This window comes from Novosphingobium sp. AAP83, assembly GCF_001295795.1.
Lineage (GTDB): Bacteria > Pseudomonadota > Alphaproteobacteria > Sphingomonadales > Sphingomonadaceae > Novosphingobium.
This window is the reverse complement of the sequence record NZ_LJHY01000019.1, coordinates 41,475-68,328: the sequence shown is the minus strand read 5'-3', so window position 1 is coordinate 68,328 and position 26,854 is coordinate 41,475. Positions and strand designations below refer to the sequence as shown.

Sequence of the window (26,854 nt, the reverse complement as noted above, 5' to 3'; positions counted from 1 at the left end):
TGTTAAAAAGCGGTAGGTTTGGTGTAGGGATGGCACATGCAGATCGCCCGGTACGGTCAAGTTCTATCGGTTATATGCGGGGTGTTGCTGGGCGTAGCACCCGCGATGGCATCTACCCTTGACGAAATGCGGGCAAGGGACCGGCGCAACAAACCGGACGCGGAACTGGCGGCATGGACTGCATTTGCGCCAGCCGCGCTGAACGAGCCCCGTACCTCAGCCGCCCAGCGCGCCGAAATCCATATGCGGCTGGCCATCGCTTTGTACCATGCCAAACATTACGCCGAAGGGTGGAAAGAAGCGCAACTGGCAGAGCAAGGCGGGGCTTTGGAGCCGCAATTCAAAGGCGAATTGGCGGCCTATCAGGCCCTGCTGCTGATCGATTTGAACCGGCTGGATGATGCCAAGGCTTATGGCACGAAAGCTTTGGAGCATGCCCGTGCCTTCGGTGGTGAAGATAGCGCCGCCGTGGCGTTGCCATACGATAGCCTTGCGATGATAGAATACGCCAAAGGCGATTACATCAAGGCAGAGCGCCTGATGTGCATTTCATCGGATCGTGCGCAAAAGCATCTGCCGCCAACCGATTCACGCGTTGCATCCAGCATGCTGGCCTGCGGAATTTTCCGTTATAATCTGGATGATGATGGCGCATGGGAAATCATGCGGCAGGCAGCCACATTGGCCTATGCCAACCTGCCGCGTGAAAGCTCGGTTGTGGCCATGGCGCTTAATGGTTCGGGCGGCGCGTTGATGCAGCTTGGCCGCTTTGCCGAAGCCGAAGACATCATCCGGCGCGAAATCGATGTCGAGCGCGCGGTTTACGGCGATACCAACATCAACGTCTACTATCCCCTTTCACTGTTGGCCCGTCTGCTGGAACTGCAAGGGAAACTGGAAGAGAGCGAAACGGTTTTCCGACAGGCGGCCGATTTCATTCACCAGGTAGGAGATACGGGATCAAATCCCGAATTGCGCGGCAATAGCTGGGTCAATTTGGGGGTCGTGCTGGAAAAGCGCGGTGACATTGCCGGTGCCTTGGCCGTGCAGCAAACCGCGCTGGAGGAATTGCGGGCGCATTTGAAGCCTGATCACGAATCCATCGCGCAAGCGGAGCGGCATTTGGCCCGTCTGCTGTCTTTGACGGGACGCAACGCCGAAGCTTTGCCGCTGGCCGAGGCGACGGTGGCGAAATTGGGCGTGGCACTGGGACCGCTTCACCGCGCCACGCTGGGCGCGCGCATTGAATACGCGCGGATGCTTGATCGCGCCGGACGCACCGGGCAGGCGTTCGCCGAGGCAAGTGCGGCGGCAAAGATCCTGGAAGAGCGGCAGCTTGATCTGGCATCGAAGCGTTCGGACATGGTCTTCCTCTCGCAAGTCACCACGCGCGGGTTCAGCGATTATGCCTATATCGCGTTGCGGGCGGGCAAGCGGGAAGAGGCTGTGCATGCGGCACAATTGGCTTCGATGTCGGAACTCACACTGGTGAATGCAGAGTTGAACGCGCGGGCCGTGGGGGCGGAAAAAGGGCTTGGCGTGCTGATCGAGCGGTTGCGCAAGGCCCGTTCGGCCCAACGCAATTTGCAGACTGACCTCGCCAAAGCAGAAGGCAGCGGCACCGGCGATCCCTTGGCCATAGGCACACAATTGAAGCTGCAACTGGCCGAGATCGCCGCGCTGAACCGGCAGATCACCGAGCAGTTTCCAAAGCATGCGGCCTTGGGCCGTCCCAGTCCCGTCGCGCTGGCCGCGATTCAGGCGCGGCTCACGGCCGCACAAGCTGTCATCATTCCGTTGAGCCTGAATGATCGCACGGCAACTCTGGCGATCACATCGACAGGCGTGTTCTGGGGGGAGGGGGCGGGCAGCAATCGGGATATTGAGGGCCTTGTGGCGCGCATCCGCCGCAGCATCGATTTTGCCCGCAGCGCGCCGGACCCCGGCACTGCACCGTTTGATAGCGAGGCCGCCTTTGCCCTGTATCAGGCTGTGTTGCCGCAGGATTTGCGCCAGCACATTGACGGCAAAACCGAATGGCTGTTTCCGGCCAGCGGACCGATTTCCAGCATTCCGCCTGCGCTGATGTTGAGTCAAAAGCCCCGAACGTCTGGCCAATTCGCCGATCAGGCATGGCTGGTCCGCGACCATGCCGTGTCGATCATTTCGGATTTCTCGGCACCGCGCACTGGGGTGAAAGAGCGTAAGGCATTAGAGTTTGCAGGCATTGGCGCGCCGCTGCTGCCCGCCGGTGATCTGCCCGAATTGCCCAAGGCGCGGGCCGAACTTCTGGCGATGTCCGGCGCCTTGGGCAGCGCGAGCAACAGGGTGCTAACTGGCGCTGAAGCCAATGAGAAGGCGGTCAAGGCGATGGATTTTACGCCTTATTCCGTCGTCGCATTCGCCACGCACGGGCTGACCAGCGGTGAGCGCAACGGGGTTAGCGAACCGGCCCTCGTGCTTACGCATGCTGTCAACGATAACGGCGGCGAAGATGGCGTGCTGACCGCCACCGAGATTGCGCAGATGACCATCCCTGCCGACTGGGTGATCCTGTCTGCCTGCAACAGCGGGGCAGGGCTCAATGCCTCGGCCCCCACCTATTCAGGCCTTGCGCGGGCGTTCCGGCTGGCAGGCGCGCGCAGCTTTTTGCTGTCACACTGGCCGGTGCGCGATGATGTTGCGGCGCAGCTTACCGTGCAGAGCGTGAAAGGTTCCGCCAGCGGCCGCAGCAAGCCCGAAGCGCTACAAGCGGCCATGCTGAACCTGATCCACGACCGCAAGACCAGCGGTAGCGCGCATCCAGCTATCTGGGCACCGTTCATCCTGATCGAAGACTAATCGATTACGAGATAATACCCGGCGGCATTGCTGGAGGGATTGCTCAGCACGATCTCGAACCGACCACTGAACAGCGGGGTCCATGTGCATTGGCGGTTGCGCGCTTTGCCCGGAGGGCAGACCGGCTTTGCCTCTCTATCCAGCACCGTGAAATCAAGCCCGGTCAGAACCGGCGTCGCTACTGCCACCCGCGCTGCCCGCCCGCCATCGAACAATTGCGGCAGACGCACCGATTTGCCCGGATCAATCATGCCCGCTTTATAGGCAGGCCCCAGCACCCGCCCACGGAACGGTTGTGTGCGCGGCATTCTGGCCTTGCTGCGCCAGACCGGTACGGGGTCAACCGTGTCCGGCGCAGCGCGCGCACCCATGCTGTCTAACGCTGCCAGCGCTACGCCCAGCCGCTTGGGATCGTTCTGCGCGGCCTCAGCCTCAGCCAGCAATTGCGCGACTGCCACAACCGGTTGCGAAGGATCATAGGCAACCGGAATGTCTGGCGCGCGCGCTGCACAGCCGCTGGCGGCGAGGCACGCAAGGATCAAGATGGCGCGTTTCATGGGGCAGGCTCCAGTATGAATTGTGCGCCGCGCGGCACATCGCCCAGCCTCAGTATAAGGCCGTGGCGTTCGGCAATGGCGCGCGACAGGGCAAGCCCGAGGCCATGCCCATGCTTTTCCCCCGGAGCCGTCGCGCGGGCGAAGCGTTCAAAAATACGCTCGCGCTGGTCCTGAGCAATGCCGGGGCCATTGTCTTCGATCACGATACGGGGGCCGGGTTCAAGCGTCAGCCCGATATGCCCGCCCTCGGGCACATATTTGATCGCGTTATCCAGCAGGTTGGACAGCAGGCGGGTGATCTGCATGCGTTCGCCCAGCATCGTTACGCCCGGCGTGATATTGGTTTCCAGCAGCAGATCGGCATCTTCGGCACTGTCTTCATAAAGGTCGGCCAAACTGGCAACGATGCCGCTCAAATCAATCTCGGCAAGGCCCGCCAGTTCCCCACGGCGGCTTTCGGCGGAGGCTATGTCGAGCAGGGAGTCCAGCAGCGTGGTGATCCCGCGAATATCCTCGCGCGATTGCCCGATCGGTCCGCCCGGTGGCTCGGGACGACCCTGCATCGCCGCGCCCAGCCGGTTATCCAGATGCATCAGCGGCGTGCGAATTTCGTGGGCTACGTGCTCGGATACCTGCTTGTAGGCCTTCACCAGTTGCGCTTGCCGCGCGAGCAGGCGCGCGCCGTGCCCGGCCATTTCGTCAATCTCGTCGCCCCCGCGCAACCGCGCCGGGAAACTGCTGGCGCGCCCATCCGCAGCGGCCCCCAGTGCCACATTCACAGCATCCATCCGCCGGGCAAGATGGCGCGAGGTGATCAAGGCCACCAATGCCACAGCGCCCACGATGGCCGCGCCCACGCCCAGAAACACTGCCGAAATCACCAACAAGGAGGCTTGATCGCGGTCATACTGGCGGGCCACAAGCAATTGCAGATCGGGAGCAAGTTTCGCGCTTTGCGCATAAACGTCTGTGCCATCGGCCAGCGTGACAAACCCTTCTTCGGACAGCGCGGCATTGAGTGGCGGCCAGCGGCGGATATCTCCGGACAAGGGGCGGCCAGAACCGTCTGCGATAAGATAGCGGGATCGCCGTCCTTCAAGGCTCACCACCTCTTGCCGGTCGTTCACGCGGCGCAGCAATTCGGCGCGGCCAGCGGTTGCATAGATATCGATCAGGCCAGCAAGATCGGTGGCGACCGTCGCCGAAAGCGAGGCGCGGGTCTGGCGTTGAATGGTGATCGTCGTCACTGCAAACAGCACCGCTACGGCGATGATCGCAATCACGATTGATGCTGCCGTCAATTGGCCAAAGATCGAGCGGCTGCGCGAGCGGGGTGGAGATCTGCGGCTTGATCGCGCCATCATTCGCCGGTCGTCAGGCGGTATCCTGCGCCCCAGATCGTTTCCAGCGCAGGGCAGGCAAAGCCGTCCTCCAGTTTGCGCCGCAACCGCCCGATGTTCACATCGACCACATTGGTTTGCGGGTCGAAGTTCATGTTCCATACATCGCGCAGCAGCATTTCGCGGGTGACGGTTTCGCCTGCGTTTTCCATGAAATAGCGGAACAGCGCGAATTCACGCGGTGAAAGCGCAATGTGGCGTCCGCTGCGAAAGCCGGTGCGCGCCTTCACATGGCATTCAAACGCGCCATAGATGATCACCGCGCCGTGGACTTTGCCCGATGACCGGCGGTGCAACGCCTTTACCCGCGCCAGCAATTCCTGTGGCTCATAGGGCTTGGCCAGATAATCATCGACGCCAGCCTGCAACCCCTCGATCCGGTTTTCGCTGCGGCCCAGCGCAGAAAGCATCAGCACGGGCGTATCGACGCCTGCCGCGCGCAGCCGCGAGACCACGGTCAGCCCGTCAATATCGGGCAACATCCGGTCAAGGATGATCACGTCAAACGCTTCGGCACCGGCGCGCTGCAAACCGCTTGTGCCCGTTTGCTCCCACGCCAGCCGCTCACCATCTGCTGCGACAAGCGTGCGCACCGCCTCGGCAGCCCGCGGATCATCTTCTACATAAAGTATATTGAGCTCGCTCAACCTATTTGCCCCCAGGCAGACAGTTGCTTACACAACAAAACCGTCCGGCGTGAGTATTTCACGCCGGACGGCCTGCATGCAACAGTTCAGTTTTCAACGCATGTCCTCTATCGAGACCCAGCCCTTGGTGCCGAAGCTGTCCTGGACCTCGATAAACAGACCTTGGCGCTGACCGGTGGGGGAGAGAGCGGTCCCGGCCCGAACGGTGCGAAGGCTTGCAGAATTCTTGTCCGGGCCAGCACGCATCGCGGTGTCGACGGCGGTGGTTGCGGTCGCCGCTGCGGGGGCAAGGGGCGCTGCGGCTGGTACCATTGATGCCAGCGCGGGGCCTTGTGCCGATATCGCGTTGAAGGCTTTGATAAAGGCCTCGATCAGCATCTGACCGTCTTTGCTACCGGCATAGGCCGCGCCTGCTGCGCCATTGGCTACCGCGCCGATAGTGCCGCCGTTGCCGCCAAACGAAAGCGTGGTCTTCTTCACTTCGCCAGAGCCTTGCGCAAGGGTTTGGCCGTTGGCAGGACTGACAAGGCGGATGCCTGCAGCCACGACCTTTTTCTTGCCGCCAAAACCGCCGAACATGCCAAGCATCGCCCCGCCGCCCGGAACGCCGCGCAACAGACCGCTGGCCGCGCCTGAACGGACAAGGCCTTCCATGGCCACGCCTTTGGCTGTCTCGATGGACTTATCGACTTCCTCTTTGTCGCCTGCGATCACGTTCATCAAAAATGAAGCCGGTGTGCCGCTGGCGTTCGAATGAATGCTGAAGCAGCCTGATTCTACCGCCAACGCCGCAATCAGTTCACGCGGAGAGCCGAGGCCATATTTGGTCCACCCTTGCGTGTCGCCATCCACCAGAGCCACCGAGCCATAGCTCTTGTCACACTCGTTAAGCGTAACAGGCGGTTCTTTGTCCGCCGCTGTTGCTGCTGTCGGTATCCCGCCGAGCATGGCAGTTGCCAGCGCGAAAGTGGCGATGAACTGGTTTCTGCGGTACATGGCTGACACCCGTCGAAAACGTCCCGCCATGTTTGGCGGTGCATTCCGATCATGGTGCGGTTGTGCCGGTTGCGACACACAACAGTGCTGTTACTCCTGTGACAAATCCCGTCATCTTGCTTAACAAGTGATACTTTTTGCAGTTCTCATCGGTTGAAAGCAGATTGGGCAGGCGGGATCGTGCTAACCGGCAAAGTCTTCCAGCGGTTGCACCACACCAAAGCTTTCGTTCGAAGGTTTGCCCTTCAAGGGCGGCAATTCCACCTTCTCTTCAGCCACAGTATGGTCGGGAATGCGGTCAATCAGGTTGCGGATCAGGGTGAGGCGGCCAACTTTCTGGTCGTTGAAATTCACAAGGGTCCATGGCGCAGCGGCAGTATGTGTGGCCGCCAGCATGGCCTCGCGCGCCTTGGTATAGGCATCGTATTGCTCGCGTGCTTTCACATCGATGGGGGAAAGCTTCCAACCCTTTAACGGATCATCGTGGCGTTCGGCAAAGCGCTCTTCCTGCTTTTCCTGATCGCAGCATAGCCAGTATTTCAGCAAGATAATGCCATCATCAACCAGCATGTCTTCAAAGCGCGGCACCGCTTTCAGGAAAGCATCAACCTGCTCCTGCGTGGCATAGCCCATCACCTTTTCAACGCCTGCGCGGTTGTACCAACTGCGGTCAAACAGCACCATTTCGCCCGCCGTTGGCAGATGTTCGACATAGCGCTGGAAATACCATTGCCCGGCCTCGCGCTCGGTCGGTTTGGCCAAGGCCACGGTGCGGACCTGTCGAGGATTGAGGTGCTGGCGGATGGCCGTGATCGCCCCGCCTTTGCCCGCACTATCACGCCCCTCCATCACTACCACCACGCGCTTGCCTGTGGCTGCGATCCAACGCGCAAGATCGACCAGTTCGCGCTGGAGCGGTTCGAGTGATGCTTCGTATTCCTTGCGCTTCAACCGGCTCATTCCAATCTCCTGATCCCAATCAGCGCTTTTACTGAATATCAGATATTGCCGCGATTTCCTGCTCGGCGGCACTGGCCGCGGCGATCAGCGTGCGCAGCGCTGCGGCGGTGTCTTGCAGCAGGCCTGCGTTCAACGGGCGCTCACCGCTGACAAAGCGGCGGATCGCGCGCTCATCAATGTCCAGCCGCCGTGAAGCCGCAGTCACGCCGCCCAGAACCTGAATGCAATGCGCAAAGCGTTCGCGCGCCTCGTCCATCGTGATTGAAACAGTCATCTAAATCAGTCCTTGGCCAGTGCTTCGAGGAAAGTGCTGATCCGCCGCGCATTGACGCCCAGATCCCCGACACCAACCCGGCTGACTGAGCGCATGTCAACTTTCGATCCCCGTCCGTCCGCCGTTGGCTGTATGCGCAGGACGATGTCATCTTTGAAACGGATGAATGAAACGCTTGCCGTAGCTTCAAGATGGCCGCGTGCAGGATCGCTCTTTGCAATTTCCCATCCCGCCTCGCGGGCCAGTCGTTCGGCCTTTGCGGTTATCACCGGCACGGGCTGGGCAATGGTGATGGCGCGCAATTGGCCATAAGCTTGTGCGTGGATCTTTTGCCAGTTCTCTACTGTGTCCACGCCCACCAGATTGTCCGGGCGCAAGGCCAGCACTTCAAACTTCGGAGGATCGGTGAGGTCCGTGGTCAGATCATGCAAGGATGGTGCATCGCCTGCGGTCATCGGACGCGATGCCAGAAAACCGGTATAGAGCGCTGCAATCGCCATAGCGCCCAGCAGGCCCTTCTTGGCCGAGAGCGGCGTGTGCAATCCGCGCCACAGCGCGAAGAGCCCGAAAATCAGACCGATCAGCGCGACAAGGCCGCCAAGCGTGAAGGCCGCAAAGCCGATCATCTTGCCGACAATGTCATAGCGCGCCAGCACCAGTCCCACGGCGGCCACTGCCAGCGCGGCGATGATCAATCCCTTCGCCCACTTCGCCACGCGTGCGCCCCTGAGTGCGGGGGCTTTTCCGGATATTGCCATCATCGCCGAATCCTCAATCCCGTGTTTTCCATGCAAGTACCATCAGGCAGGTTATGCGAAGGCGTCAACCTGCATTGCAGGTGTGCCAGATGGACAAGACTCGCACCGCTGGCGGATAAGTGCCATTGGATCGCCAGATGACCGAACGGATTATCCTTGGCGGTGGCGGCCACGCGCACCTTTCTGTGCTCGCAGATTGGGCCAAGCGCCCCCTGCCGCAGACCGAACGCTGGTTGGTCACCTCTGCACGGCACACTGCCTATTCCGGCATGCTGCCGGGCTGGCTGGCGGGCAATTACCGCGCGGATGATCTGTTGATCGATCTTGAACCTTTGGCACAGTGGGCAGGCGCGCATCTGGTGATCGGCGATATCGTGAAGCTGGACGCCGACGCCGCCAAAATCGAACTGTCCACCGGCGTTCAGATGGCTTTCGATGTGCTCTCGCTGGCGACCGGCGGCGAGGCCAATGTGGTAAGCCTTGCGGCACTGGGGGAAAGGCTGTTGCCGGTAAAGCCGGTCGACGCATTCCTTCGCAAATGGACAGCCTTTGCCGAAGAGGCGCAGCAACGCGGCACGGTGGATGTTGTCGTGGTCGGCGGCGGTGCGGCAGGGGTTGAGATGGCCTTCGGGGTTGAAGCGGCGCTGCGCCTTCGCGGTGTCCGGGGCACCGTTTCGCTGGTTACCCCGCAAACCGGCTTTCTGGCGGACCATGCCGCTAAAACGCGGGCGCTGGCGCAAGCAGCCTTGGCGCGGTGCGGCATCGGGCTTCACTTTGCCAAGGCCACCGGAACCGCCGAAGGTGTGATCCTTTCCAACGACACATTCCTCCACGCCGATTGCGTAGTGGCCGCAACCGGCAGCCGTGCACAAGCATGGCTCGCACAATCGGGACTGGCCTGCACGGCCAAAGGGTTTGTGCAGGTTGGCGCGAATTTGCGCAGTATCTCGCATCCCGGCATTCTGGCCGCAGGTGACGTTATCGAACGGACAGACCGCCAACTCGCACGCTCGGGCGTTCATGCCGTGAAAGCAGGGCCGATCCTTGCCGCCAACATCCGGGCGAGCGTTGCAGGCGATAGAGATCAAGCCTACACCCCGCGCCGCCGCACGCTCTATCTGATGGCATATGATAGCCGCCAAGCCATCCTGTCATGGGGGCCATTGGCAACCGCCGGCCATTGGGTCTGGCGGCTAAAGGACTGGATCGACCGGAGTTTTGTGCGACAATATCAGGTTTAGAACGGCCCAAATGCAAACCGAAAGAAACCGCAAGTGAAGCGCACCGTCATTGCCATCGTGTTCGCCCTTGCGCTGGCCGCGTGGTTTCTGCTCGATCTGGGCCAATACCTGACGCTGGATAGCCTGAAGGCACAGCAACAGCAGTTGGATGCCTTCGCCAAGGCGCAGCCGCTGGTGGTCATCGCTGCGTTCTTCATCGGCTATGTCACGCTCACCGCGCTTTCGGTGCCGGGGGCTGCGATCATGACGCTGGCGGCGGGCGCTTTGTTCGGCGTGGTTGTTGGCACTGTGCTGGTCTCTTTCGCATCAAGCATCGGCGCAACCCTGGCATTCCTCGCCTCGCGCCATGTGCTGCGCGATGGCGTGCAGGCGCGGTTCGGAGCGCGTTTGAAGCCGGTGAACGACGGCATTGCGCGCGATGGCGCGTTCTACCTGTTCTCGCTGCGGCTGGTGCCCGTGTTCCCGTTCTTCGCGGTGAACCTGCTGATGGGCCTTACGCCCATCCGCACACGGACGTTTTATTGGGTCAGCCAGGTCGGCATGCTGTTGGGTACGGTGGTTTATGTAAACGCCGGAACCCAGCTCGCCCGGATCGAGAGCCTGTCCGATATTGCCTCGCCCGGCCTGATCGGATCATTTGTCGCCCTTGCCGCGCTGCCGTGGATCGCCCGCTGGATCATGGGACTGATCCGTGCGCGGCGCATTTATGCCCGATGGAAGCGGCCCCGCCGGTTTGATCGCAACATGGTGGTGATTGGCGCTGGCGCTGCGGGCCTTGTGTCCTCGCTGATCGCGGCAACAGTGAAAGCGCGGGTGACGCTGGTTGAAGCAGGCAAGATGGGCGGCGATTGCCTCAATTACGGCTGCGTTCCATCCAAGGCTCTGATCAAAAGCGCCAAGGTGGCCCACGCCATGCGCCATGCCGATGCCTATGGGTTTGAGCCATCAACGCCGCAGTTCAGCTTCCGCAAAGTCATGGCGCGGGTGCATGACGTGATCGCCGCGATTGAACCGCATGACAGTGTCGAGCGCTACACCGGTCTCGGCGTCGATGTGGTCAAAGGCTATGCCAAGATCATCGATCCGTGGACGGTCGAGATCGCTTGTAATGACGGTACGGTTGAGCGGCTGACCGCCCGCGCCATCGTGATTGCGGCAGGCGCAGAGCCGGTGGTCCCCGCGCTGCCCGGCTTGGCGGATAGCGGCTACCTTACCAGCGATACGCTGTGGGAGCATTTTGCCCGGCTGGACGAGATTCCCCGCCGCATAGTCGTGCTAGGTGGCGGACCAATCGGTTGTGAATTGGCGCAAGCTTTTGCCCGCCTTGGCGCGCAAGTTTCCCAAGTGGAACAGGGCGAGCGCATCCTCTCGCGTGAGGACGACGACGTTTCAGAACTGGCGCGCGCAGCTCTCACAGCTTCAGGCGTTACCGTGCTGACCGGGCACGAGGCCTTGCGCATCGAACAGCGCGATGGCCAGCGCAGTATTGTCCTGCGCGGCGGGGGCGGGGATATCGAGCTTCCCTTTGATGCCTTGATCGTGGCCGTAGGACGCAAGCCGCGCCTCACCGGCTATGGCCTTGAAGACCTTGGCATCGAAATCGAGCGCACCGTGGTGACCGATGAGTACCTCGCCACAATCTATCCCAACATCTTTGCCGCAGGGGACGTGGCAGGCCCGTACCAGCTTACCCACGTCGCCGCGCATCAGGCATGGTATGCCAGCGTCAACGCGCTGTTCGGGCAGTTCCGCAAATTCAAGGCTGATTACCGCGTGATCCCGTGGACCACTTTTATCGATCCCGAAGTGGCGCGCGTGGGCATCAATGAACGTGAAGCGCGCGAGCAGGGTATTGCCCATGATGTGACGGTCTATCCCATGCATGATCTGGACCGCGCGATCGCCGAAAGCGCGACTCAAGGCTTTGTCAAAGTGCTGACCGCGCCGGGCAAGGACCGCGTGCTTGGCGTTACCATCGTTGGCGAACATGCAGGCGAATTGCTGGCCGAATATGTGCTGGCGATGAAGCACGGGCTGGGCCTCAACAAGATCCTCGGCACGATTCACACTTATCCGACGATGGCCGAGGCCAACAAATTTGCCGCAGGCGAATGGAAGAAGAAGCACGCCCCGCAAACTTTGCTAAAGCTGGTTGAACGCTACCACACATGGCGGCGCGGTTAATCACCAACCCTTTGAATATCGAACATTCCGTCGGACCGGAGACCCCCTTTGCGCCTATCTCGCCTGCTTTTTTCCGCCAGCCTCGTGGCGGTGATTGCCAACGCAGCCCCCGCTTTGGCGCAGCAAGCCGGCATCCGGATCGCTTTGGTCGATGCGCAAAGCGGTGCGCCGCTGGCCGATACGGACATCAGTATCGAGAACGCCTCCATCGGTTATGTCCGCACGGTGCGGTCTGATGCACAAGGTTTTGTGCGCATTGAAGGGCTGACGACGGCAGGAACATATCGTGTGACGCCGCTTGCCGCCGGGCGCTTTGCGGGCGATGGCGGAGCCTCTGTCATCTTGCGCGCCAACTTCACCAGCAGTATAACATTGCGTTTGTCCCCTGCGGCTGGCGGGGCGATCACGGTTACCGGCGTGCGCAGCGTCACAGGCCTTAACACCGTCAACGCCGAAGTCTCCGCCTCGCTGGGGCGCGAGGAACTGGCGGCCTTGCCGATTGAAGGGCGCGATGTGATCGGATCGCTGGTGCGCCTGCCGAACGTGGTCGCCTCCACCGGTTTTTTCCCCGAAGCGCCGTCGATTTCGATCAACGGATCGAACGGGCTTGATACCAATTACCTGCTCGACGGGCTGGACAATAACGAGAACTTTCTGGGCGGGATCAAGTTTCCGGTGCCGCTGGGCTTCACCCGCGAAGTCACCGTTCTCGCCAATTCTTATTCGGTGGCCTATGGCCGCACCGCAAATGGCGTGGTCAATTACACCTCGCCATCGGGCAGCAACGATTTCCACGGTGAGGTTTACACACTGGTCCGGCCCGGACGCCCGCTCGACGCAGCATCGCCGTTCCCGCGCCGTGATCTGTCGGGCAATGCCGTGGGCGAAAGCTTCGAGCGCTATCAAGCAGGCGGCAGCGTGAGTGGCGCTTTGGCGCGCGACAAAACGTTCTTCTACGCCAACCTGGAATATACCCGCGACCGCAATGTGCAGGTTGTGGATGCGCCTGCGCTGGGCGTGGTCGATAGCGTCACCGCGCATAATACCTTCCTGCTCGGCTCGGTGCGGATCGATCACCGGTTGACCGAGGACTGGACCGTAGCCTTGCGCGCTAGTGCCGGGCGCGTGACGATTGACCGGCCGGGCGGCGGGCTTGGCGGCGGCAATGTCACGTTCCCCTCGGCAGGCTCGGATCAGGACCGCTTCTCGACGCTCGTCGCCGCCACGGCCAGTTATTCGGGCGATGAATGGAGCTATGATGGCGCGTTGCAATTCAGCCGGTTCCGCTGGGACTATGGCAAGCCCAAGGGCGATGCAGGACCGCAAGTCACCATCCGCGATCCCAGCGGGTTGACTGTCGGCGTGGTCGGCCATCCGGGTTACGTGTTCAACGATCTGGAGGAAACCTGGCAGACCACGCACCGCCTCCAGCGCAAACTTGGTAGCCACAAGCTTACCGTTGGAGCCGATCTGATCCGCTCGGACTTCGCCCTGCTGGGCGGCGGCAATCCCGATGGCAATTTCACGGTGGACCTTACCACCGCGCAGCTTTCATCACTGGCATCGCGAGGGCTTTCCCTGAACGCGCAGGACGTCCTCTCGCGCAATCCCGCTGTCGCCAATTATACCGTTGAACTGCGCCCACAGGCCTTTGGCACCAGCCAGACGCAAGTCGCGTTCTACATCGAGGACGAGTGGCAGCTTGGCCCGAAGCTGACCGCCACACTGGGGCTGCGCTGGGATTATGACAGCCTGACAGCGATCGTTGCACGGCAGGGCGGCAGCATGGGCGGCGATTATGATAACATCGCCCCCCGCTTCTCGCTCAATTACCGGCCCGACGCGCGGTCCACGCTGCGGTTTGGCGCGGGGCTGTTTACCGGCAAGATTTCCTACGCGGTGATTTCAGATGCCTTGCAACGCAACACAACATCGGCGGGTTTGCGCACCCAGCTGCGTCAATTGCAATCGCAGGGGTTGATTGCTCAAGGGATCGAACTTGGCAGCGTGACGTTTGACGGCAATCTGGGCGTCTCGCCGCCGTGCGCCACGGCTGCGGCGTGCCCGTCACCGGCCCAAGTGCAGGCCTTGCGCGATACGGCAACGCTGGGCGAGGCGCGTATTCTCAACCCGAACGGCTACAAAAGCCCGTGGAGCCTGCAATTGAGCGGCGGCTACCAATTTCAGGCGAGCGACACGATCACGCTTTCGGCCGATGCGATCTACAGCCGCTCGCACAACCTGATGCGCCTGCGTGATCTGAACGCGCCCGCTGCCTTCACGCCCGATCTGGCCAACTTGAACGAAGCCAACGTCGCCTTGTTGCGCAGCCAGCCAAGCAATGCGGCGCGATTGGCGCTGGCCCGCACGCTCGGCCTTGTGCGCAGTGTGGCCGATGCCGATGCGACGCGCCCGGTTGCATCGATACCCGGCGGTGCGCGCCAGATCACCGTTTCGGAATCTGCGGGGCGGTCAGAATACAAGGCGTTGATCTTGCAGGCAAACAAGGCGCGGGGCAGCGATGCATACGCCTTCCGCCTGTCCTACACGCTCGCCAACCTGAACAACGATACCGACGATATCAATTTCCGCGCTGCCAATACCAATGATTTCAGCACCGAATGGGGGCCTTCGGCCAATGACCGGCGGCATGTGATTTCGGCGGTGGGGTATCTTTATCCGCTTGATGGCATGACGCTGAGCGTGGCGGGGCTGTTCCAATCGGGCCAACCGGTAAACCTCGTGCCCGATGCGCGGATTTTCGGCACGCAAGACCTCAACGGCGATGGGGCCTCGTTCGGCGAAAACTTTGTCGGCAATTCGGACCGTTATCCCGGAGCCCCGCGCAATTCGGCGAGACTACCATGGTCGGCCAGTGTCGATCTCGGCATCCGCTATGCCGTTCCCGGCCTTGGCGGGCTGGAATTGAGCGCTGACGTTTTCAACCTGTTCAACGCCAATAACCAGTCAGGCTTTGCCAATGCCGCCACCACCTCTAATCAGGTGCAGTTCGGCGGCGGTGCGCCTTTCGTGCAGCGCAATGCCGGGCCGCCGCGCCAGTTCCAGTTCGGTGCAGCGTTGAAGTTCTAGGGGAATCTGAGGTTTATGGCGATCCTGCAACAAGCCCAGGGCCTTATCGGGATCGCGGTGATCTTGGCTCTGGCGTGGGCATTTTCGGAAGATCGCAAGACCCTGCCCGGCTGGCGCTGGGCGGCAGGCGCGATTGCGATGCAACTGGTGTTGGCGCTGCTGATCGTGCGTGTGCCTGCGGTGTGGGGCCTTGTTGGCGGCATCAACCGCGCTGTTTCCGCCATTGAAACTGCGACTTTGGCGGGGTCGAGCTACATGTTCGGCTATCTCGGCGGCGCTCCGGTGCCTTTTGTGCTGAGGCCGGGGGCGGGGCAGCCGATGGTGATTGCGTTCCAGATACTGCCGCTGATCATCGTGTTTTCCGCGCTTACCGCGCTGCTGTGGCATTGGGGGGTGCTGAAATGGGTGGTCAAAGGCTTGTCTTGGGCCTTGCGCAAGACCTTGGGCGTGACCGGCGTGGTCGGCCTGAATGCCGGAGCGAACATCTTTCTGGGGGTGGTGGAAGCGCCGCTGATCGTGCGGTCATGGTTTGCAAAGATGTCGCGGGCCGATATGTTTGCGGTGATGGTCCTGTCGATGGCCAATATTTCCGGCGCTTTATTAGTGCTTTACGCAACCACCTTGGCGCAGCAACTGCCCGATGCGGTGGGGCACATGATCGTCGCCTCGTTCCTGTCGCTTCCCGCCGCGATCCTGATTGCGCGGATCATGGTGCCTGGTGCGGGCAGTGCTGAGCCCGAAGAGCCCACCGCCGAGGTCGAATATGAGAGCACGATTGATGCGATCATCAAGGGTACAATGGACGGGGTGCAACTGGTGCTGGCGGTGATCGGAATCATCATTGTTATCTTTGCTTTGGTGAACCTTGCCGACCAGATTCTTGGCGCAACCTTGCCCCTGATCGGCAATGAACCGGTGACGGTGAAGCGTGGTTTCGGGTGGCTTTTTGCGCCCTTTATTTGGACTCTTGGCGTGCCTTGGGCCGAAACGGGCACGGCGGGCGCGCTGATGGGGACCAAAGCGATCCTTAACGAATATGTCGCCTATCTCGAGTTTGCAGGTCTGCCCGCAGATGCCCTTTCGGGGCGCAGCAAACTGATCGTCACGTATGCGCTGTGCAACGTGGCCAACCTTGCCAGCGTCGGCCTGCTCGTCTCGACCATCTCCACCCTCGCGCCCGACCGGCGGCGCGATGCGGTTTCGCTTGGCATGAAAAGCTGGATCGCGGGCAATCTGGCATCGGCCATGGGGGCGGCGGTGATCGGGCTGGTTACCCCCATCGCCATTGGCGCGGCCTGACATGTTCGACGCCCGCCTGCGCCCGCTGATCGATCCGCCGCTTAATGCCGCCGGGCGCTGGATTGCGGCGCGGGGCATCAGTGCGAATATGATCACGCTGGCGGGCCTTGCGCCTGCGTTGTTGGCTGCGTTGGCGATTGCGCAGGAGGCCTATGGCGTGGGCCTTGCCGCTATCGTGCTGAACCGCCTGCTTGATGGCCTGGATGGAGCGGTGGCGCGGGCGCGGGGGATGACGGACTTTGGCGGTTACCTCGATATCCTTGCCGATTTCGCGTTCTATGTGGCCGTGCCCATCGGCTTCGGCCTTGCGGCCCCGGCCAATGCGGTGCCTGCGATGCTGCTGGTGGCCAGTTTCACCCTGACCGGCATCAGCTTCCTTGCCTTTGCCACGATCGCTGCCAAGCGCGGCGAGGAGACGCAGGCGCACGGGCGCAAAAGCTTCTTCTATTCCACCGGCCTTGCCGAGGGTACGGAGACCATTGCGGTGTTCATCGCGATGTGCCTGTGGCCGCAGCACTTTGCGGCCATCGCATCGGGCTATGTCGCGCTTTGCCTGCTGACGGTTATCCAGCGCAGCCTGATCGCGGCCAGAACCTTCGGTTCCTAGCTATATCCTACACCGATTGCAGCGGGGCGTTGCCTTTCGCGGACCGGACGTAGCGTCCGGCAATGGCGGAGGTAAAGTCTTTGGTTATTATGGTGGAAACGGTCACGAACTCTGCGGTGGCAGCCTCATGTGTCAGGGTGACCATGGTATAGCCCTTGTGGTCCTGATCGCAGAACGCAACTTCCGGGCTTTGCGCCGCAATCACTTTGCCAAGGCCCGGCAAGAGCGAGCCATAAGACGGGCTGGTGACGGCGGTGGCCCCAAATTCGGCACCGATCAGAACGCCACTATCGTCATAAAGATCGTTGGCCCATGCGGCGTGGCTGTCTCCGGCAAAGGCGATGGTATTGGCACCCACTTTGCGCAACATGGCGTAAAGGCGTTCGCGGGCAGGGGGATAGCCGTCCCATGCATCCATGTTGAACGGGATGCCGGCCTTGAACGCATCTTGCGACCGGGAAATCTGGCCGCGATAGGCTTCAGGCATTTTTGTGAGTATGGCCTCGAACATCTGATCACCCAGCGCTGCCCGCAGATCGGGGCCGGGGACGCGGGCCATGACCACCTGATTGCCCAACAATTGCCACGGCGTTCCAGCCTTGACCGATTTGGCCAGCACGCCCTCCAGCCATTGCATTTGCGCAGCGCCCAGCAGTTCGCGCTTGGGGTCCTGGCGCTGTTCGAGCATCGTTGTGATCATCGCCGCATCAGGAACAGCGCCTTTGAAGGCCACCTGCTGATCGCGTGCCAGCAGCCGCGTTTCAACCATCGCCAGCGTGGCCAGATCACCGAATTCAAAGCTGCGATAGATCGCGGCCGGGTCTGAACCGAGGGCGGGGTTGCGGATCGGCATCCATTCGAAATAGGCCTGAAGCGCTGCGGCTTTGCGCGCGCGCCAATCGCCTTCTTTGGCCGGATCATGGTTTTCTGCGCCGCCAAGCCAGGCATCGTTGGCAGTTTCATGATCGTCCCAAACGCAAATGAATGCGGCACGGGCATGGGCTGCTTGCATCTGCGCATCGGCTTTCACTTGCGCATGGCGGCGGCGATAATCATCGAGCGTGACAATCTCGTGCGCCGGATCGGGCAGGCGGCCAATCTTCTTGCCAATGTCGGTGCCATAACCTTCGGCGCCATATTCATAGATATAGTCCCCAAGGTGAAGCACCACATCAACGCGTTCTTGGCGTGCAAGGTCGGCATAGGCGTTGAAGTAGCCGCCGGGATAAAGCTGGCATGACACCAGCGCCATCACCACTTTATCGGTTGCCCCCACAGGCAGCGTGCGCAGCCGCCCCTTGGGCGAGGTCGTGCCATTCTTGCAGGCAAACCAGTATTCGTATTCGGTGGCAGGCTTAAGCCCGGTGACTTCCACTTTCGCGGTGTGATCGGCTACGGCAGAGGCCGTCACTTTGCCTGTGCGCAAGGGCTTGGCGGTACCGGGAAGCGCAACGTACCATGTCAGCGGAACGTCACCCGTCGCACCTTGCGCCACGGTTGCCCGCGTCCAGATTATCGCGCCATCTTGCGCCGGATCGCCGCTGGCCACCCCATGCAGGAATTGCGCTTCCTTCAGCAGCGTCGCTGCCTGTGCGGCAGGTGCCAGCCCCATGGCCAACCCGGTCGTCGCGCTCGCGCCCATCAGCGAGAGCATATTGCGGCGGTTGATCTGTGCGGTCATCGTGCTGGTATCCTGTCGAACGAAGCTGAAGGCAAGGCTAGGCGTATTAGAAACGTGCCGTGAACGCAGCCCCGAAGAAGCGCGGCTCGCCCGGGATCAGCGTTGGAATGCCAAATGCCCCGCCGGTGTTGCCCGCATCCAGCAGGTAGTTCTTGTCCGTCACATTGCGCATGAAGGCCGACAATTCGTACTTGTCATCCGCAAACGCAACGCCGCCACGAATGTTAACCAGCGTTACCGCTTCCTGGCTGGTGCGCGGGTTGTTGGGCAGTTCGAAAAAGATCTTGCTGCGATAGGTGATTGATGGCGTCATGAAGAACCGCGCACCGCCGCCGAGCGGTGCATCAATGGTAAAGCCGCCTGCGGCCTGCCATTCAGGCTGAAGCCGGAAACGCGCGCCCGAAAATGTCGGGGCGAAGGTGTTGTTTTCGTCGATACCGCCATCGATGTAACCGACGTTGCCAAACACTTGGAGCCAATCTGTTGCGCGGATTGCCACTTCGGCTTCAACGCCAAGATTGGTTGCGGTGCCCGCGCTTTGCGTGAGCGTTCTGCCATCAGGCTGCACTACGCTAACCTGAAAACCATCATACTTCTGGTAATAGACGCCAAGCGAACCGGAAACCGGACCAGCGGCCCCCTTCAAGCCCACTTCGTAGTTCCATACCGTTTCTTCTGGCACAGATTGCAAGCCGGGCTGCGGCAAGCCGGCAACACGTGCTGCGCCGAGTTGCACCACGGGCGAACGGCGTCCCTTCGAGACAGTAGCAAACACGTTGGTCTTGTCTGACAAGCGATAAAGCACGTTAAAGCGCGGCAAAAAGGCGTTAGATTTGTCGCTGGCCCTAAATGTCTGACCCGCCGTGTCGATCTGGTTCGGGATCAGCGAAAATGCCGCAGGATTGAGCGCTGGCCTTGGAACGCGGGCAAAGAAGGTTGATTCACGGTCTTCCCAAACGTAGCGCGCGCCTGCTGTGAGTTCGAGTGATGGTGTTGGGATCCATGTGGCATCAGCGAACACCGAATAGGCGGTGTTCACGCCGCCGTTGATGAATTCTGATGAGTAAGGAACTTGCGTCAGAAGGCCGCGCGATAGCAGCGCGGTGGCTTGCGCCGCTGTTACCACACCTGCTGCATTGATACAGCCAAGGCCGGGGACGACGTTGGCTGCGCATTGCAGGAATGTGCCTTCCTCGGACGAAAACGGCACGGCCTGAATGCCGTCTTCCTTGAATACGTTCCAGCCGGCTGATGCGCGAATTGCGCTGGACTGGTAGCTGAAGCGGCCTTCGTGGCTGACCTGCCAACCTTTGGCGAGTTCGGCAAATTCAAGGTACCAAGCCGCGGTACCATCGGCATCAAAGATTTCGAGGCTGTTGAAATCGCGGTAACCGTTGACGGTGGTGAAGGTCAGGTCGTCGGTCAATTCCACCGCAACGGTAAGGTTGGCGTCATAGACATCGCGGTCAAGGCCAAGCTCTGCTGCGCCAAGGACTGACAGCGACAATGGCGAACCGCCGAGGTTGGCTTTGCCGAATGGATTTGCAGGGCCTGCCGTTGTGGCAAAAGTGCCCGAAACAAACGGCGTGCCGCCATTGCGCTGGCGGTCATAGGTGCCGGTGAGGTCAACCGTCACGCGGTCGCTTGGCTTCCAGCGAACCGACAAGCGAAGACCAAGCTGGTCTTGCTCGTAAAGCTCTCTGGTCTGGCTAGGGTTGAGGTTTTCAACGTAGCCGTCACGCTTGCGCCATTCAAAGGCGATGCGCGCGGCAATGGTTTCATCGCCGGAATTGAGGTAGCCACCAAGCAGGGTCTGGTTGAAGTTGCCATATCCGGCCGTCAACTGCGCGGAAACGCCGGGCTGGGGCTTTGCTGAAATCAAGCTGATCGCACCAACCGCCGAGGCTGTGCCGAACAGTGTGGCCTGCGGCCCCTTGATCACTTCAACGCGTTCAAGATCATAGATCGCCTGATAAGACCCGCGCGAGCGCGAGATATCGATGCCATTATAATAAAGTGTAACGCGTGGACCTTGCTGCGATGAGCCCGAATCCGATGTTATCCCGCGAATGACGACGCCGGGATTATTGGCGCTTTGCTCTTGAATGTTCAGGCCGGGGACATAGGCTGACAGTTCATCAAGATCAGAAATTCCAAGTTCACGGATGCGTTCACCCGTAACAGCTGAAATAGTGATGGGAACATCCACCAATTTCTGCTCAATTTTTTGCGCTGTTACGACAATAGTGTTACGATCATTATATAGTGAATCGCTCTGAGCTTCTGCCTGGGCAAAAGCTGCATTCGCAAAAAATAGCGAAGATGTCAGTGCTGTACTGACGATAAGCTTAATGTTCATTATGACCACCCGTTGTTATAATTGGTCGGATAGGGCCAAATTATTTCCGATAGATGACGTTTGACGTTTCCTTTTTCGCGCCTGCACAAAGAGACAGGACGAGGCTGTTTGGCCGCGTTTGAACCGTGCTGCGGGCAATGCCGCCGCTTCGATAGGAAGTTGCAATCTCTGCGCTTGGCGTGTTCTTAGGATTTTCAGGGTAACAGTTTTTGGGGCGATCTCGGGTGTTTCGGTGTTGAACGCGCGCTTATCCGTTCGCAATGTGTCGTGGTTGGCGCTGGCATTGGGGGGCATTTTGCCCGGCCAGGCGGTGGCGCAGCGCGTTGATGATAATGTCATTGCCAATGCCGATGATGCGTTCGGCCAGTCCGTCGGCAGTGAACGGGTGGGGCTTTACAGCGGTGAGGATATCCGTGGCTTCTCGCCGGTTGATGCAGGCAATGCCCGGATCGAAGGGCTCTATTTCGCGCCGGTGGATCGCCCGCCCAACCGCTTGATACGTGGCAACCGGGTGCGGGTTGGCATTGCCGCGCTGGGCTATCCGTTTCCTGCACCTACCGGCATTGTCGATTACGAATTGTCGGTCAGCAGCGATTCCGATCAGTTTACGGTCGGGCTGGAGCGAGGGCAGTTCGGATCGAAGGTTGCCACACTCGATAGCCAGTTCGCTATTGCGCCGGATTTACGCGCTTATGTCGGAGGCACGATCCGGCGGCAAAACCGGCATGAAGGCGGAAACTTTAAAGGCAATGTCGCCTCTGCGGGCCTTGGCTGGACACCATATGCCGGGGCGAGGGTATTCCTGTTCTATGGCATGAACCATATCTTTGATGATGAGACGCCGCCTTCGATTTTTCCCGGCGGTGATTACCTGCCGCCGCAGATCAAGCGCCGCGTCATGATCGGCCAAAGCTGGAGCGATCGCGACAACATGCAACAAGTCTATGGCGCAGTCGCCAAACTTCCCTTGGGATCGTGGCGGATCGAGGCGGGGCTGTTCCGTGCCGAACGCCGTGGCGATGCCAGCTTTACCGACGTTTTTGCAGGTCTGCGGCCCGATGGCACGGTTGCCAACCGTGTGATCGTGGCCGATGCGAACAACCTTGATCGCACGCTTTCAGGTGAGGCCCGTGTCGTGCGCACTTTTGGCGATGCCTCGTTGGCGCACCGCGTGACGGCAAGTTTTCGTGGGCGGACCGGGGACCGGCGGTTCGGGGGTGTGCAGCGCATTTCGCTTGGCCCCAGCAGCCTGAACTTTGCCGATGAACGGCCTCGGCCGACTTTTGCGTTCGGACCGGATGATACCGACGATTCAGGGCAGGCCACCGTAGGGCTTGCCTATACGCTTTCGCGGCAGGGGCGGTTTCTGGTCGATGTGGCCCTATCAAAATCCCGCTATTACAAGACCATCCGCTTCGTTTCGGCGGGGCTGACCACCGCCGTGCGTGATCAGCCGGTAACCGGCAGCATTAATGCCTCGTTCAATTTTTCGCCCGATTTTTCGGTTTATGGCGGCTATGTGCGCGGGTTTGAGGAAGTGTCGGTTGCACCGGCCATCGCCACCAATCGCGGTGCGGTGCCTCCGGCTATCCGGACGCGCCAGATCGATATGGGGCTGCGCTATGCCTTGAGCCAAAACCTCACCCTTGTTGGCGGCCTGTTCGAGATTACCAAGCCATACTACAACCTTGATAACGCGCTGCTCTATCGTGATCTGGGAGCATCATCCAATCGCGGTGTGGAAGTTTCGGTGGCTGGCACGGTGCGGCCCGGGCTCACCGTGGTGTTGGGCAATGTGTTTATCGATGCGCTGATCAGCGGCGAACTGGTCGATAGCGGCGTGATCGGCCCGCGCCCGGTCGGGACGGTGCGCCGCCGCACCATCGCCAATATCGATTGGCGGCTGGATCATGGCCAAAGCCCGCTTTCGTTTGATATGAGCTTCGAAGGCCTGTCCTCACGCATCGGCAATCCGAGCAACGGTTTGCTGGCACCGCCGCGCGAAACGATTGATCTGGGTATGCGTTATCGCTTTGCAGTGGGCCCGGCGCGGGCCTTGCTAAGGCTGCAAGTGGCTAATCTGCTTGACGATTATGGCTGGCAAGTGGCCGCAAATGGCGCTTTCCAGTATTCCGCAGGCAGACGACTGTTGGCCGAAATGCGGTTTGATATCTGAGGGCGGGCTTAGCCGACTTTATCCGTGCGCGCTTCTGCCACCGCTTCCAGCAATTGGGGCAGCGATGCCGCGCCGCCGAAGCGGGCATTACCGATCAGGATCCCCGGCGTGCCTTCAAACTTCAAAGCCTGCGCCCCTGCATTGCTGCGGCCAATGACGGTGTCGATCGCTTTGGCGTTGGTCTGCATATCCTGTTCTAGCCGCGCCCAGTCCACTTTGGCGGCATTGGCAGCGGCCTTGACCGAGGCTTCGGTCATTCGTCCGGATTGGGCAAACAGCGCGGCGTTGAAGGCGGCGTGCTTGCCCTGCCATTGGCTGGCAATAGCCGCCCGCGCGGCCAACAGCGATGCCCCGCCAAAGATCGGCCAATCGCGCCAGACAATCCGCACTTTGGGATCGCGCGCCAGCAATTGCGCCAATGTGCCGTGCAGTTTCTTGCAATAGGGGCAGCCGTAATCGGAAAAGACGATAACGGTCACGTCATAGGCTTTGGGCACCGTTTTGGGCGCAAGGGCTTCTTCCGACATGGCCGGAAAAGCAGTTGGTGGCGCTGCGGCAGCATGTGCGATGGGCAACGATGCCAGCAGCGCAGCGGCAGCCATGAGCCGGAAAGGGGATGCCTTCATTTGTATCAGCCCATGTTGGCGTCAGTTGCCTTCGGCATCAACCATAAACACAACCGGCTTGCCCCGTGATGCCGGTTCCCATCCCGCCAGCAAAGCGGCGCGGATGCTTCTTCCCACAATCGCATCGCTCAATTGCAGGCGGCCCGGAGGCAGTCCCTTCATCAACCGCTTGGGCGGGGGGAATTCTATCACAGCACCGCGCCGCGTATCTTTCTGCATCAGCAAGATGGTCGTGCCCTTCCATCCGTCAGGTTCGACCCACCGCGGCTCGGTGCGTAGTTCCCATTCATAGCGCAGCCCATCAACGTCAATGGTTCCGCCAAGCTTGTGGATGTTTGTCATGTTTGCGCGCTTAGCAGGTTTGACGCCACAAGCCACCTCGCGCGTGTGCTGTGGCGCCGCCCCGTTTCAGGTTCCGTCTGTGATCACGGTTCCGCCATCGACGACAAGATTGTGCCCGGTCACGAATGCCCCTGCCGGTGACGCCAGAAACACCGCAGCGCCTGCCACTTCGCTTACGGTTCCGTGACGTCTGAGCGGTGTCATGGCCATGCGGGCCTGCATAAACCGCGCATCTTCCAGCAAAGGGCGCGAAAGGTCTGTTGCGATAAAGCCGGGGGAGATGGCGTTCACCCGTACCGCCTGCGGCCCCCATTCGACCGCGAGGTTGCGCGCAAGTTGGGCCACTCCTGCCTTGGCAAGGGCATAGGCGTTGAGCTTGCCGTTGCCGCGAAGACCGGCAATGCTGGCCATCAGGACCGCAGCGCCGCCACCGGCAGCCGCGATGTGGGGCAGGGCAAGATTGCAAAGCACGACCTGGCTGCGCAAGTTGATCGCCAGCACCCTGTCGAAGTCGTCCATGTCTACGGTAGCGAACGGGCCGGGCTTCCCCGGAATTCCGGCGTTGCAGACCAGCACGTCCAACCGCCCGGTCTGCGCAATCGCGAAATCGACAAGCGCTGCAAGTTGCGCCTCATCGCACACATCGCACGCAATGCCAGGCATGTTCAACTCAGCCGATGTTTGAGCTGTATCAGCCTCGCTTTCGCTGGAGATAATGACCTTGGCTCCTGCCGCGATCATCGCCTCCGCCACCGCGCGGCCGATCCCCCGGGTGGAGCCTGTGACGATGGCGGTTTTGCCAGTAAGGGAGAACAGCGCGCTCATTTGTGGTCCGGTTTGTCTTCGGGCAGCGGCGCGCCGTTGTGCAAATAGGCCGGTGCCTCGATCAGAATAAAGGCAATCCGGCAAACGCGATCGGTCGTGTTGCGCCAAAGGTGATTGGTGCCGCGCTGTACGATGATCCCGCCCTGGCGGATGGTTTTCTTCGCCCCGTCTTCCAGTTCGAGTTCAACCTCGCCTTCCAGCACGATGCCATAATCGATCGAATTGGTGCGGTGCATCGGGCTTTCCTTACCGGGAAGCATATCGACGATGCGGATCACCGAGCCGCCATCCAGCGTCAGCCCGGCATCGCGGTGGCGGCCATCGGTTTCGTCATTGTTGTCAGCCGGGACAGTGGGCGTCGTCCACAGCAGCAGAAACGCAGCATCACCCGACGGAATGAGTTTAGTCGGTGAAACATCCTCTGATTTGAATACCGCGCGGCCAAGTTCGTTGTGCCCGGTAACAACCCGCTGGACGGGAGGTAATCCTGAATCAGACAGTTCCATAAGTGCTCCAATTACCGTTACGGCTGCTGCGCCAGCCAAGCCTGCCGTTATGCCAGGTACGCCGATCCGATCCTTTGTTCTGCGATAAACTTCAAGGAGCGCGGTGCCTCAGGCAAATTTGTGATATCATAGCCGCCTATCAATACAATCGTTGCGACGCTGTGGCGATCTCCTATTAATCAAGGGGGCTACGGATGGGGAGAAAAATGCGCATTGTTATTACGGGTGCGGGTGGTTTTGTCGGGCGGGAGCTTTGCCGGCAATTGCTGCTGCGTGGCGATGAAGTGGTCGGCCTGGACATTAGCGGCTATGGCCTGTGCAGCGGCATTCGGCAGGTGATCGGCGAGTTTTCCGAACCTGCTGTCCGGCGCGATCTGCTGTCCGCCGGGTTCGATGCCTTGATCCACCTTGCCACGGTGCCGGGGGGCGCTGCGGAAATGGACCCCGTCGCATCGCGGCGGGTGAACGTGGATGCCATGTACGACATGCTGCTTGAAGCCGCCGCAATACGGGCCGGTGTGCGCGTCGTCTATGCCAGTTCGATCGCGGTTCTGGGAGATGCCTTGCCAGCGACGGTCGACGATCAGACGCCCTTGGCACCTAGGATGATCTATGGGGGGCACAAGGCGATGATGGAACATGCCGTCGCCATGTTCTCCAATCGCGCGATGATCGATGGCGTGACGGTGCGTTTGCCCGGAATTCTGGCACGGCCCAAAGGCCCTTCGGGGATGAAATCGGCCTTTATGTCAGACCTGTTTCATGCCCTGAAGGCGGGGGAGCCGTTTGAGTGTCCGGTATCGCCTGATGGCACGATCTGGGCGCAATCTGTGATGAAATGTGCCGAAAATCTGATCAGCGCGGTGCATCTGGACAGCGCATTACTTCCTTCAACACGCGCGGTGACGCTTCCTGCCCTGCGCCTTTCGCTGGCAGAACTGACGGCAGAGATTGCCTTGCAATGCGGCGTTTCCCCCGGCCTTGTTTCATACAACCCGGACGTGCCGCTTGAAACCGCATTCGCGCGGCAGCCGTTGCTGGCAACCCCTGCTGCCGAGCGCGCCGGTTTGGCGCATGACGGAAATTCTGCCAACCTCGTCCGTAACGCCCTAGCCACGCTCTAGATTTCAAAACGCTTGATCGAAAGAACGTCGAAAGTTTGTTTGTAGATCTCGGTTGAGCGTTCATGGTCAGCCAATGCCAAGGCTGCGATCAGCGAGTCACTTACGCTTGGTTGGGCGATGCGGCTGGTCACCGCTTCGGTTCGAAAACGGGTTGCACGAGCCACTGCGCAGGGTCAGGCTACTGTGGCCGATCGGCCCAATCAGGCCGATGCCGAGACTCCGAACCGTTCGAACATTGTGGTGAGCGGTGTACCCGCAGTCTCATCGGTCGTGAGTGCCTGCGTATTCTGGATTCGCCAAATGGGCTAAATCCAATCTCCGCAGAGGCCTTTGTGGATGGCTCCCGCGATACCAAATTCAG

22 protein-coding genes are annotated in these 26,854 nt (G+C 60.6%); 8 read left to right on the top strand and 14 right to left on the bottom strand.

Going from position 1 to position 26,854, the window contains the following annotated elements:
* Positions 1 to 36: 36 nt before the first annotated feature.
* Positions 37 to 2,841, top strand: coding sequence for a CHAT domain-containing protein (locus IP81_RS10515; RefSeq protein WP_082356097.1), 2,805 nt, complete (start codon positions 37 to 39; stop codon positions 2,839 to 2,841).
* On the opposite strand, the gene IP81_RS10510 is transcribed toward IP81_RS10515, so the two are convergent.
* The 7 genes from IP81_RS10510 to IP81_RS10480 all read right to left on the bottom strand — a co-directional run bounded on the left by IP81_RS10510 (position 2,838) and on the right by IP81_RS10480 (position 8,391).
* On the bottom strand, positions 2,838 to 3,398 hold the full coding sequence (locus tag IP81_RS10510; protein WP_054107953.1) for a hypothetical protein: 561 nt from the start codon (positions 3,396 to 3,398) through the stop codon (positions 2,838 to 2,840). The two genes, IP81_RS10515 and IP81_RS10510, sit on opposite strands and share 4 nt — an antisense overlap.
* Positions 3,395 to 4,762, bottom strand: a complete 1,368-nt coding sequence (locus IP81_RS10505; RefSeq protein WP_082356096.1) for a HAMP domain-containing sensor histidine kinase — start codon at positions 4,760 to 4,762, stop codon at positions 3,395 to 3,397. Before IP81_RS10505 ends, IP81_RS10510 begins: the two co-directional genes overlap by 4 nt.
* Positions 4,759 to 5,445, bottom strand: a complete 687-nt coding sequence (locus IP81_RS10500) for a response regulator transcription factor (protein WP_082356095.1) — start codon at positions 5,443 to 5,445, stop codon at positions 4,759 to 4,761. Before IP81_RS10500 ends, IP81_RS10505 begins: the two co-directional genes overlap by 4 nt.
* Positions 5,446 to 5,538: 93 nt before the next feature.
* Positions 5,539 to 6,441 carry an SH3 domain-containing protein gene (locus tag IP81_RS10495; protein ID WP_054107950.1) on the bottom strand — a complete coding sequence of 301 codons (903 nt, stop codon included), beginning with the start codon at positions 6,439 to 6,441 and terminating at the stop codon, positions 5,539 to 5,541.
* Between the two features lie 183 nt (positions 6,442 to 6,624).
* Positions 6,625 to 7,401, bottom strand: a complete 777-nt coding sequence (ppk2, locus tag IP81_RS10490; RefSeq protein ID WP_054107949.1) for a polyphosphate kinase 2 — start codon at positions 7,399 to 7,401, stop codon at positions 6,625 to 6,627.
* A gap of 28 nt (positions 7,402 to 7,429) precedes the next feature.
* Positions 7,430 to 7,675 (bottom strand): hypothetical protein, encoded by a 246-nt coding sequence (locus tag IP81_RS10485; RefSeq protein ID WP_054107948.1) that lies wholly within the window; start codon positions 7,673 to 7,675, stop codon positions 7,430 to 7,432.
* Between the two features lie 5 nt (positions 7,676 to 7,680).
* On the bottom strand, positions 7,681 to 8,391 hold the full coding sequence (locus IP81_RS10480) for a DUF1499 domain-containing protein (RefSeq protein WP_197274594.1): 711 nt from the start codon (positions 8,389 to 8,391) through the stop codon (positions 7,681 to 7,683).
* A 179-nt stretch (positions 8,392 to 8,570) separates the two neighbouring features.
* Between IP81_RS10480 and IP81_RS10475 the strand changes: the two genes are divergently transcribed.
* The 5 genes from IP81_RS10475 to IP81_RS10455 are packed head-to-tail and all read left to right on the top strand — an operon-like array spanning position 8,571 to position 16,854.
* Complete coding sequence (locus tag IP81_RS10475) at positions 8,571 to 9,674, top strand: FAD-dependent oxidoreductase (protein WP_054107946.1); 1,104 nt, start codon at positions 8,571 to 8,573, stop codon at positions 9,672 to 9,674.
* Between the two features lie 33 nt (positions 9,675 to 9,707).
* Positions 9,708 to 11,858, top strand: a complete 2,151-nt coding sequence (locus IP81_RS10470) for an FAD-dependent oxidoreductase (RefSeq protein ID WP_054107945.1) — start codon at positions 9,708 to 9,710, stop codon at positions 11,856 to 11,858.
* 48 nt (positions 11,859 to 11,906) lie between these two features.
* Positions 11,907 to 14,948: a TonB-dependent receptor gene (locus IP81_RS10465; RefSeq protein ID WP_054107944.1), complete on the top strand. Its 3,042-nt coding sequence runs from the start codon at positions 11,907 to 11,909 to the stop codon at positions 14,946 to 14,948.
* A 15-nt stretch (positions 14,949 to 14,963) separates the two neighbouring features.
* Positions 14,964 to 16,247 carry a NupC/NupG family nucleoside CNT transporter gene (locus tag IP81_RS10460; protein ID WP_054107943.1) on the top strand — a complete coding sequence of 428 codons (1,284 nt, stop codon included), beginning with the start codon at positions 14,964 to 14,966 and terminating at the stop codon, positions 16,245 to 16,247.
* Between the two features lies 1 nt (position 16,248).
* Positions 16,249 to 16,854, top strand: coding sequence for a CDP-alcohol phosphatidyltransferase family protein (locus IP81_RS10455; protein ID WP_054107942.1), 606 nt, complete (start codon positions 16,249 to 16,251; stop codon positions 16,852 to 16,854).
* A gap of 7 nt (positions 16,855 to 16,861) precedes the next feature.
* Here the strand turns inward: IP81_RS10455 and IP81_RS10450 are convergent, their stop codons facing one another.
* A complete protein-coding gene (locus tag IP81_RS10450) occupies positions 16,862 to 18,535 on the bottom strand; it encodes an alkaline phosphatase (RefSeq protein WP_054107941.1) in 1,674 nt (557 codons plus the stop codon).
* Positions 18,536 to 18,581: 46 nt separating this feature from the next.
* Entirely contained in the window at positions 18,582 to 20,894 is a 2,313-nt protein-coding gene (locus IP81_RS10445) for a TonB-dependent receptor (RefSeq protein ID WP_054107940.1), read from the bottom strand.
* 235 nt (positions 20,895 to 21,129) lie between these two features.
* Here IP81_RS10445 and IP81_RS10440 point away from each other — a divergent pair, with 235 nt between their 5' ends.
* Positions 21,130 to 23,070: a TonB-dependent receptor domain-containing protein gene (locus tag IP81_RS10440; protein ID WP_157573168.1), complete on the top strand. Its 1,941-nt coding sequence runs from the start codon at positions 21,130 to 21,132 to the stop codon at positions 23,068 to 23,070.
* A gap of 8 nt (positions 23,071 to 23,078) precedes the next feature.
* Here IP81_RS10440 and IP81_RS10435 read toward each other — a convergent pair whose 3' ends face one another.
* The 4 genes from IP81_RS10435 to IP81_RS10420 all read right to left on the bottom strand — a co-directional run bounded on the left by IP81_RS10435 (position 23,079) and on the right by IP81_RS10420 (position 25,369).
* Positions 23,079 to 23,696: a thioredoxin domain-containing protein gene (locus IP81_RS10435; RefSeq protein WP_082356094.1), complete on the bottom strand. Its 618-nt coding sequence runs from the start codon at positions 23,694 to 23,696 to the stop codon at positions 23,079 to 23,081.
* Between the two features lie 21 nt (positions 23,697 to 23,717).
* Positions 23,718 to 24,038: a hypothetical protein gene (locus IP81_RS10430; RefSeq protein WP_054107937.1), complete on the bottom strand. Its 321-nt coding sequence runs from the start codon at positions 24,036 to 24,038 to the stop codon at positions 23,718 to 23,720.
* A 66-nt stretch (positions 24,039 to 24,104) separates the two neighbouring features.
* Complete coding sequence (locus IP81_RS10425) at positions 24,105 to 24,863, bottom strand: SDR family NAD(P)-dependent oxidoreductase (RefSeq protein ID WP_054107936.1); 759 nt, start codon at positions 24,861 to 24,863, stop codon at positions 24,105 to 24,107.
* Positions 24,860 to 25,369, bottom strand: a complete 510-nt coding sequence (locus IP81_RS10420) for a cupin domain-containing protein (protein ID WP_054107935.1) — start codon at positions 25,367 to 25,369, stop codon at positions 24,860 to 24,862. Before IP81_RS10420 ends, IP81_RS10425 begins: the two co-directional genes overlap by 4 nt.
* Positions 25,370 to 25,575: 206 nt before the next feature.
* Here IP81_RS10420 and IP81_RS10415 point away from each other — a divergent pair, with 206 nt between their 5' ends.
* Entirely contained in the window at positions 25,576 to 26,493 is a 918-nt protein-coding gene (locus IP81_RS10415; RefSeq protein ID WP_054107934.1) for an NAD-dependent epimerase/dehydratase family protein, read from the top strand.
* On the opposite strand, the gene IP81_RS19665 is transcribed toward IP81_RS10415, so the two are convergent.
* A complete protein-coding gene (locus tag IP81_RS19665; RefSeq protein ID WP_231626396.1) occupies positions 26,490 to 26,657 on the bottom strand; it encodes a hypothetical protein in 168 nt (55 codons plus the stop codon). The two genes, IP81_RS10415 and IP81_RS19665, sit on opposite strands and share 4 nt — an antisense overlap.
* Positions 26,658 to 26,854 lie beyond the last annotated feature (197 nt).

Excerpts from the sequence above, each read along its gene's own strand:
- IP81_RS10415 (WP_054107934.1), top strand. The coding sequence starts at position 25,576 with ATGCGCATTGTTATTACGGGTGCGGGTGGTTTTGTCGGGCGGGAGCTT.
- IP81_RS10425 (WP_054107936.1), bottom strand. The coding sequence starts at position 24,863 with ATGAGCGCGCTGTTCTCCCTTACTGGCAAAACCGCCATCGTCACAGGC.
- IP81_RS10505 (WP_082356096.1), bottom strand. The coding sequence starts at position 4,762 with ATGATGGCGCGATCAAGCCGCAGATCTCCACCCCGCTCGCGCAGCCGC.
- IP81_RS10420 (WP_054107935.1), bottom strand. The coding sequence starts at position 25,369 with ATGGAACTGTCTGATTCAGGATTACCTCCCGTCCAGCGGGTTGTTACC.
- IP81_RS10445 (WP_054107940.1), bottom strand. The coding sequence starts at position 20,894 with ATGAACATTAAGCTTATCGTCAGTACAGCACTGACATCTTCGCTATTT.
- IP81_RS10455 (WP_054107942.1), top strand. The coding sequence starts at position 16,249 with ATGTTCGACGCCCGCCTGCGCCCGCTGATCGATCCGCCGCTTAATGCC.
- IP81_RS10515 (WP_082356097.1), top strand. The coding sequence starts at position 37 with ATGCAGATCGCCCGGTACGGTCAAGTTCTATCGGTTATATGCGGGGTG.
- IP81_RS10450 (WP_054107941.1), bottom strand. The coding sequence starts at position 18,535 with ATGACCGCACAGATCAACCGCCGCAATATGCTCTCGCTGATGGGCGCG.
- IP81_RS10475 (WP_054107946.1), top strand. The coding sequence starts at position 8,571 with ATGACCGAACGGATTATCCTTGGCGGTGGCGGCCACGCGCACCTTTCT.
- IP81_RS10485 (WP_054107948.1), bottom strand. The coding sequence starts at position 7,675 with ATGACTGTTTCAATCACGATGGACGAGGCGCGCGAACGCTTTGCGCAT.
- ppk2 (WP_054107949.1), bottom strand. The coding sequence starts at position 7,401 with ATGAGCCGGTTGAAGCGCAAGGAATACGAAGCATCACTCGAACCGCTC.
- IP81_RS10460 (WP_054107943.1), top strand. The coding sequence starts at position 14,964 with ATGGCGATCCTGCAACAAGCCCAGGGCCTTATCGGGATCGCGGTGATC.
- IP81_RS10435 (WP_082356094.1), bottom strand. The coding sequence starts at position 23,696 with ATGAAGGCATCCCCTTTCCGGCTCATGGCTGCCGCTGCGCTGCTGGCA.
- IP81_RS10510 (WP_054107953.1), bottom strand. The coding sequence starts at position 3,398 with ATGAAACGCGCCATCTTGATCCTTGCGTGCCTCGCCGCCAGCGGCTGT.
- IP81_RS10430 (WP_054107937.1), bottom strand. The coding sequence starts at position 24,038 with ATGACAAACATCCACAAGCTTGGCGGAACCATTGACGTTGATGGGCTG.
- IP81_RS10495 (WP_054107950.1), bottom strand. The coding sequence starts at position 6,441 with ATGTACCGCAGAAACCAGTTCATCGCCACTTTCGCGCTGGCAACTGCC.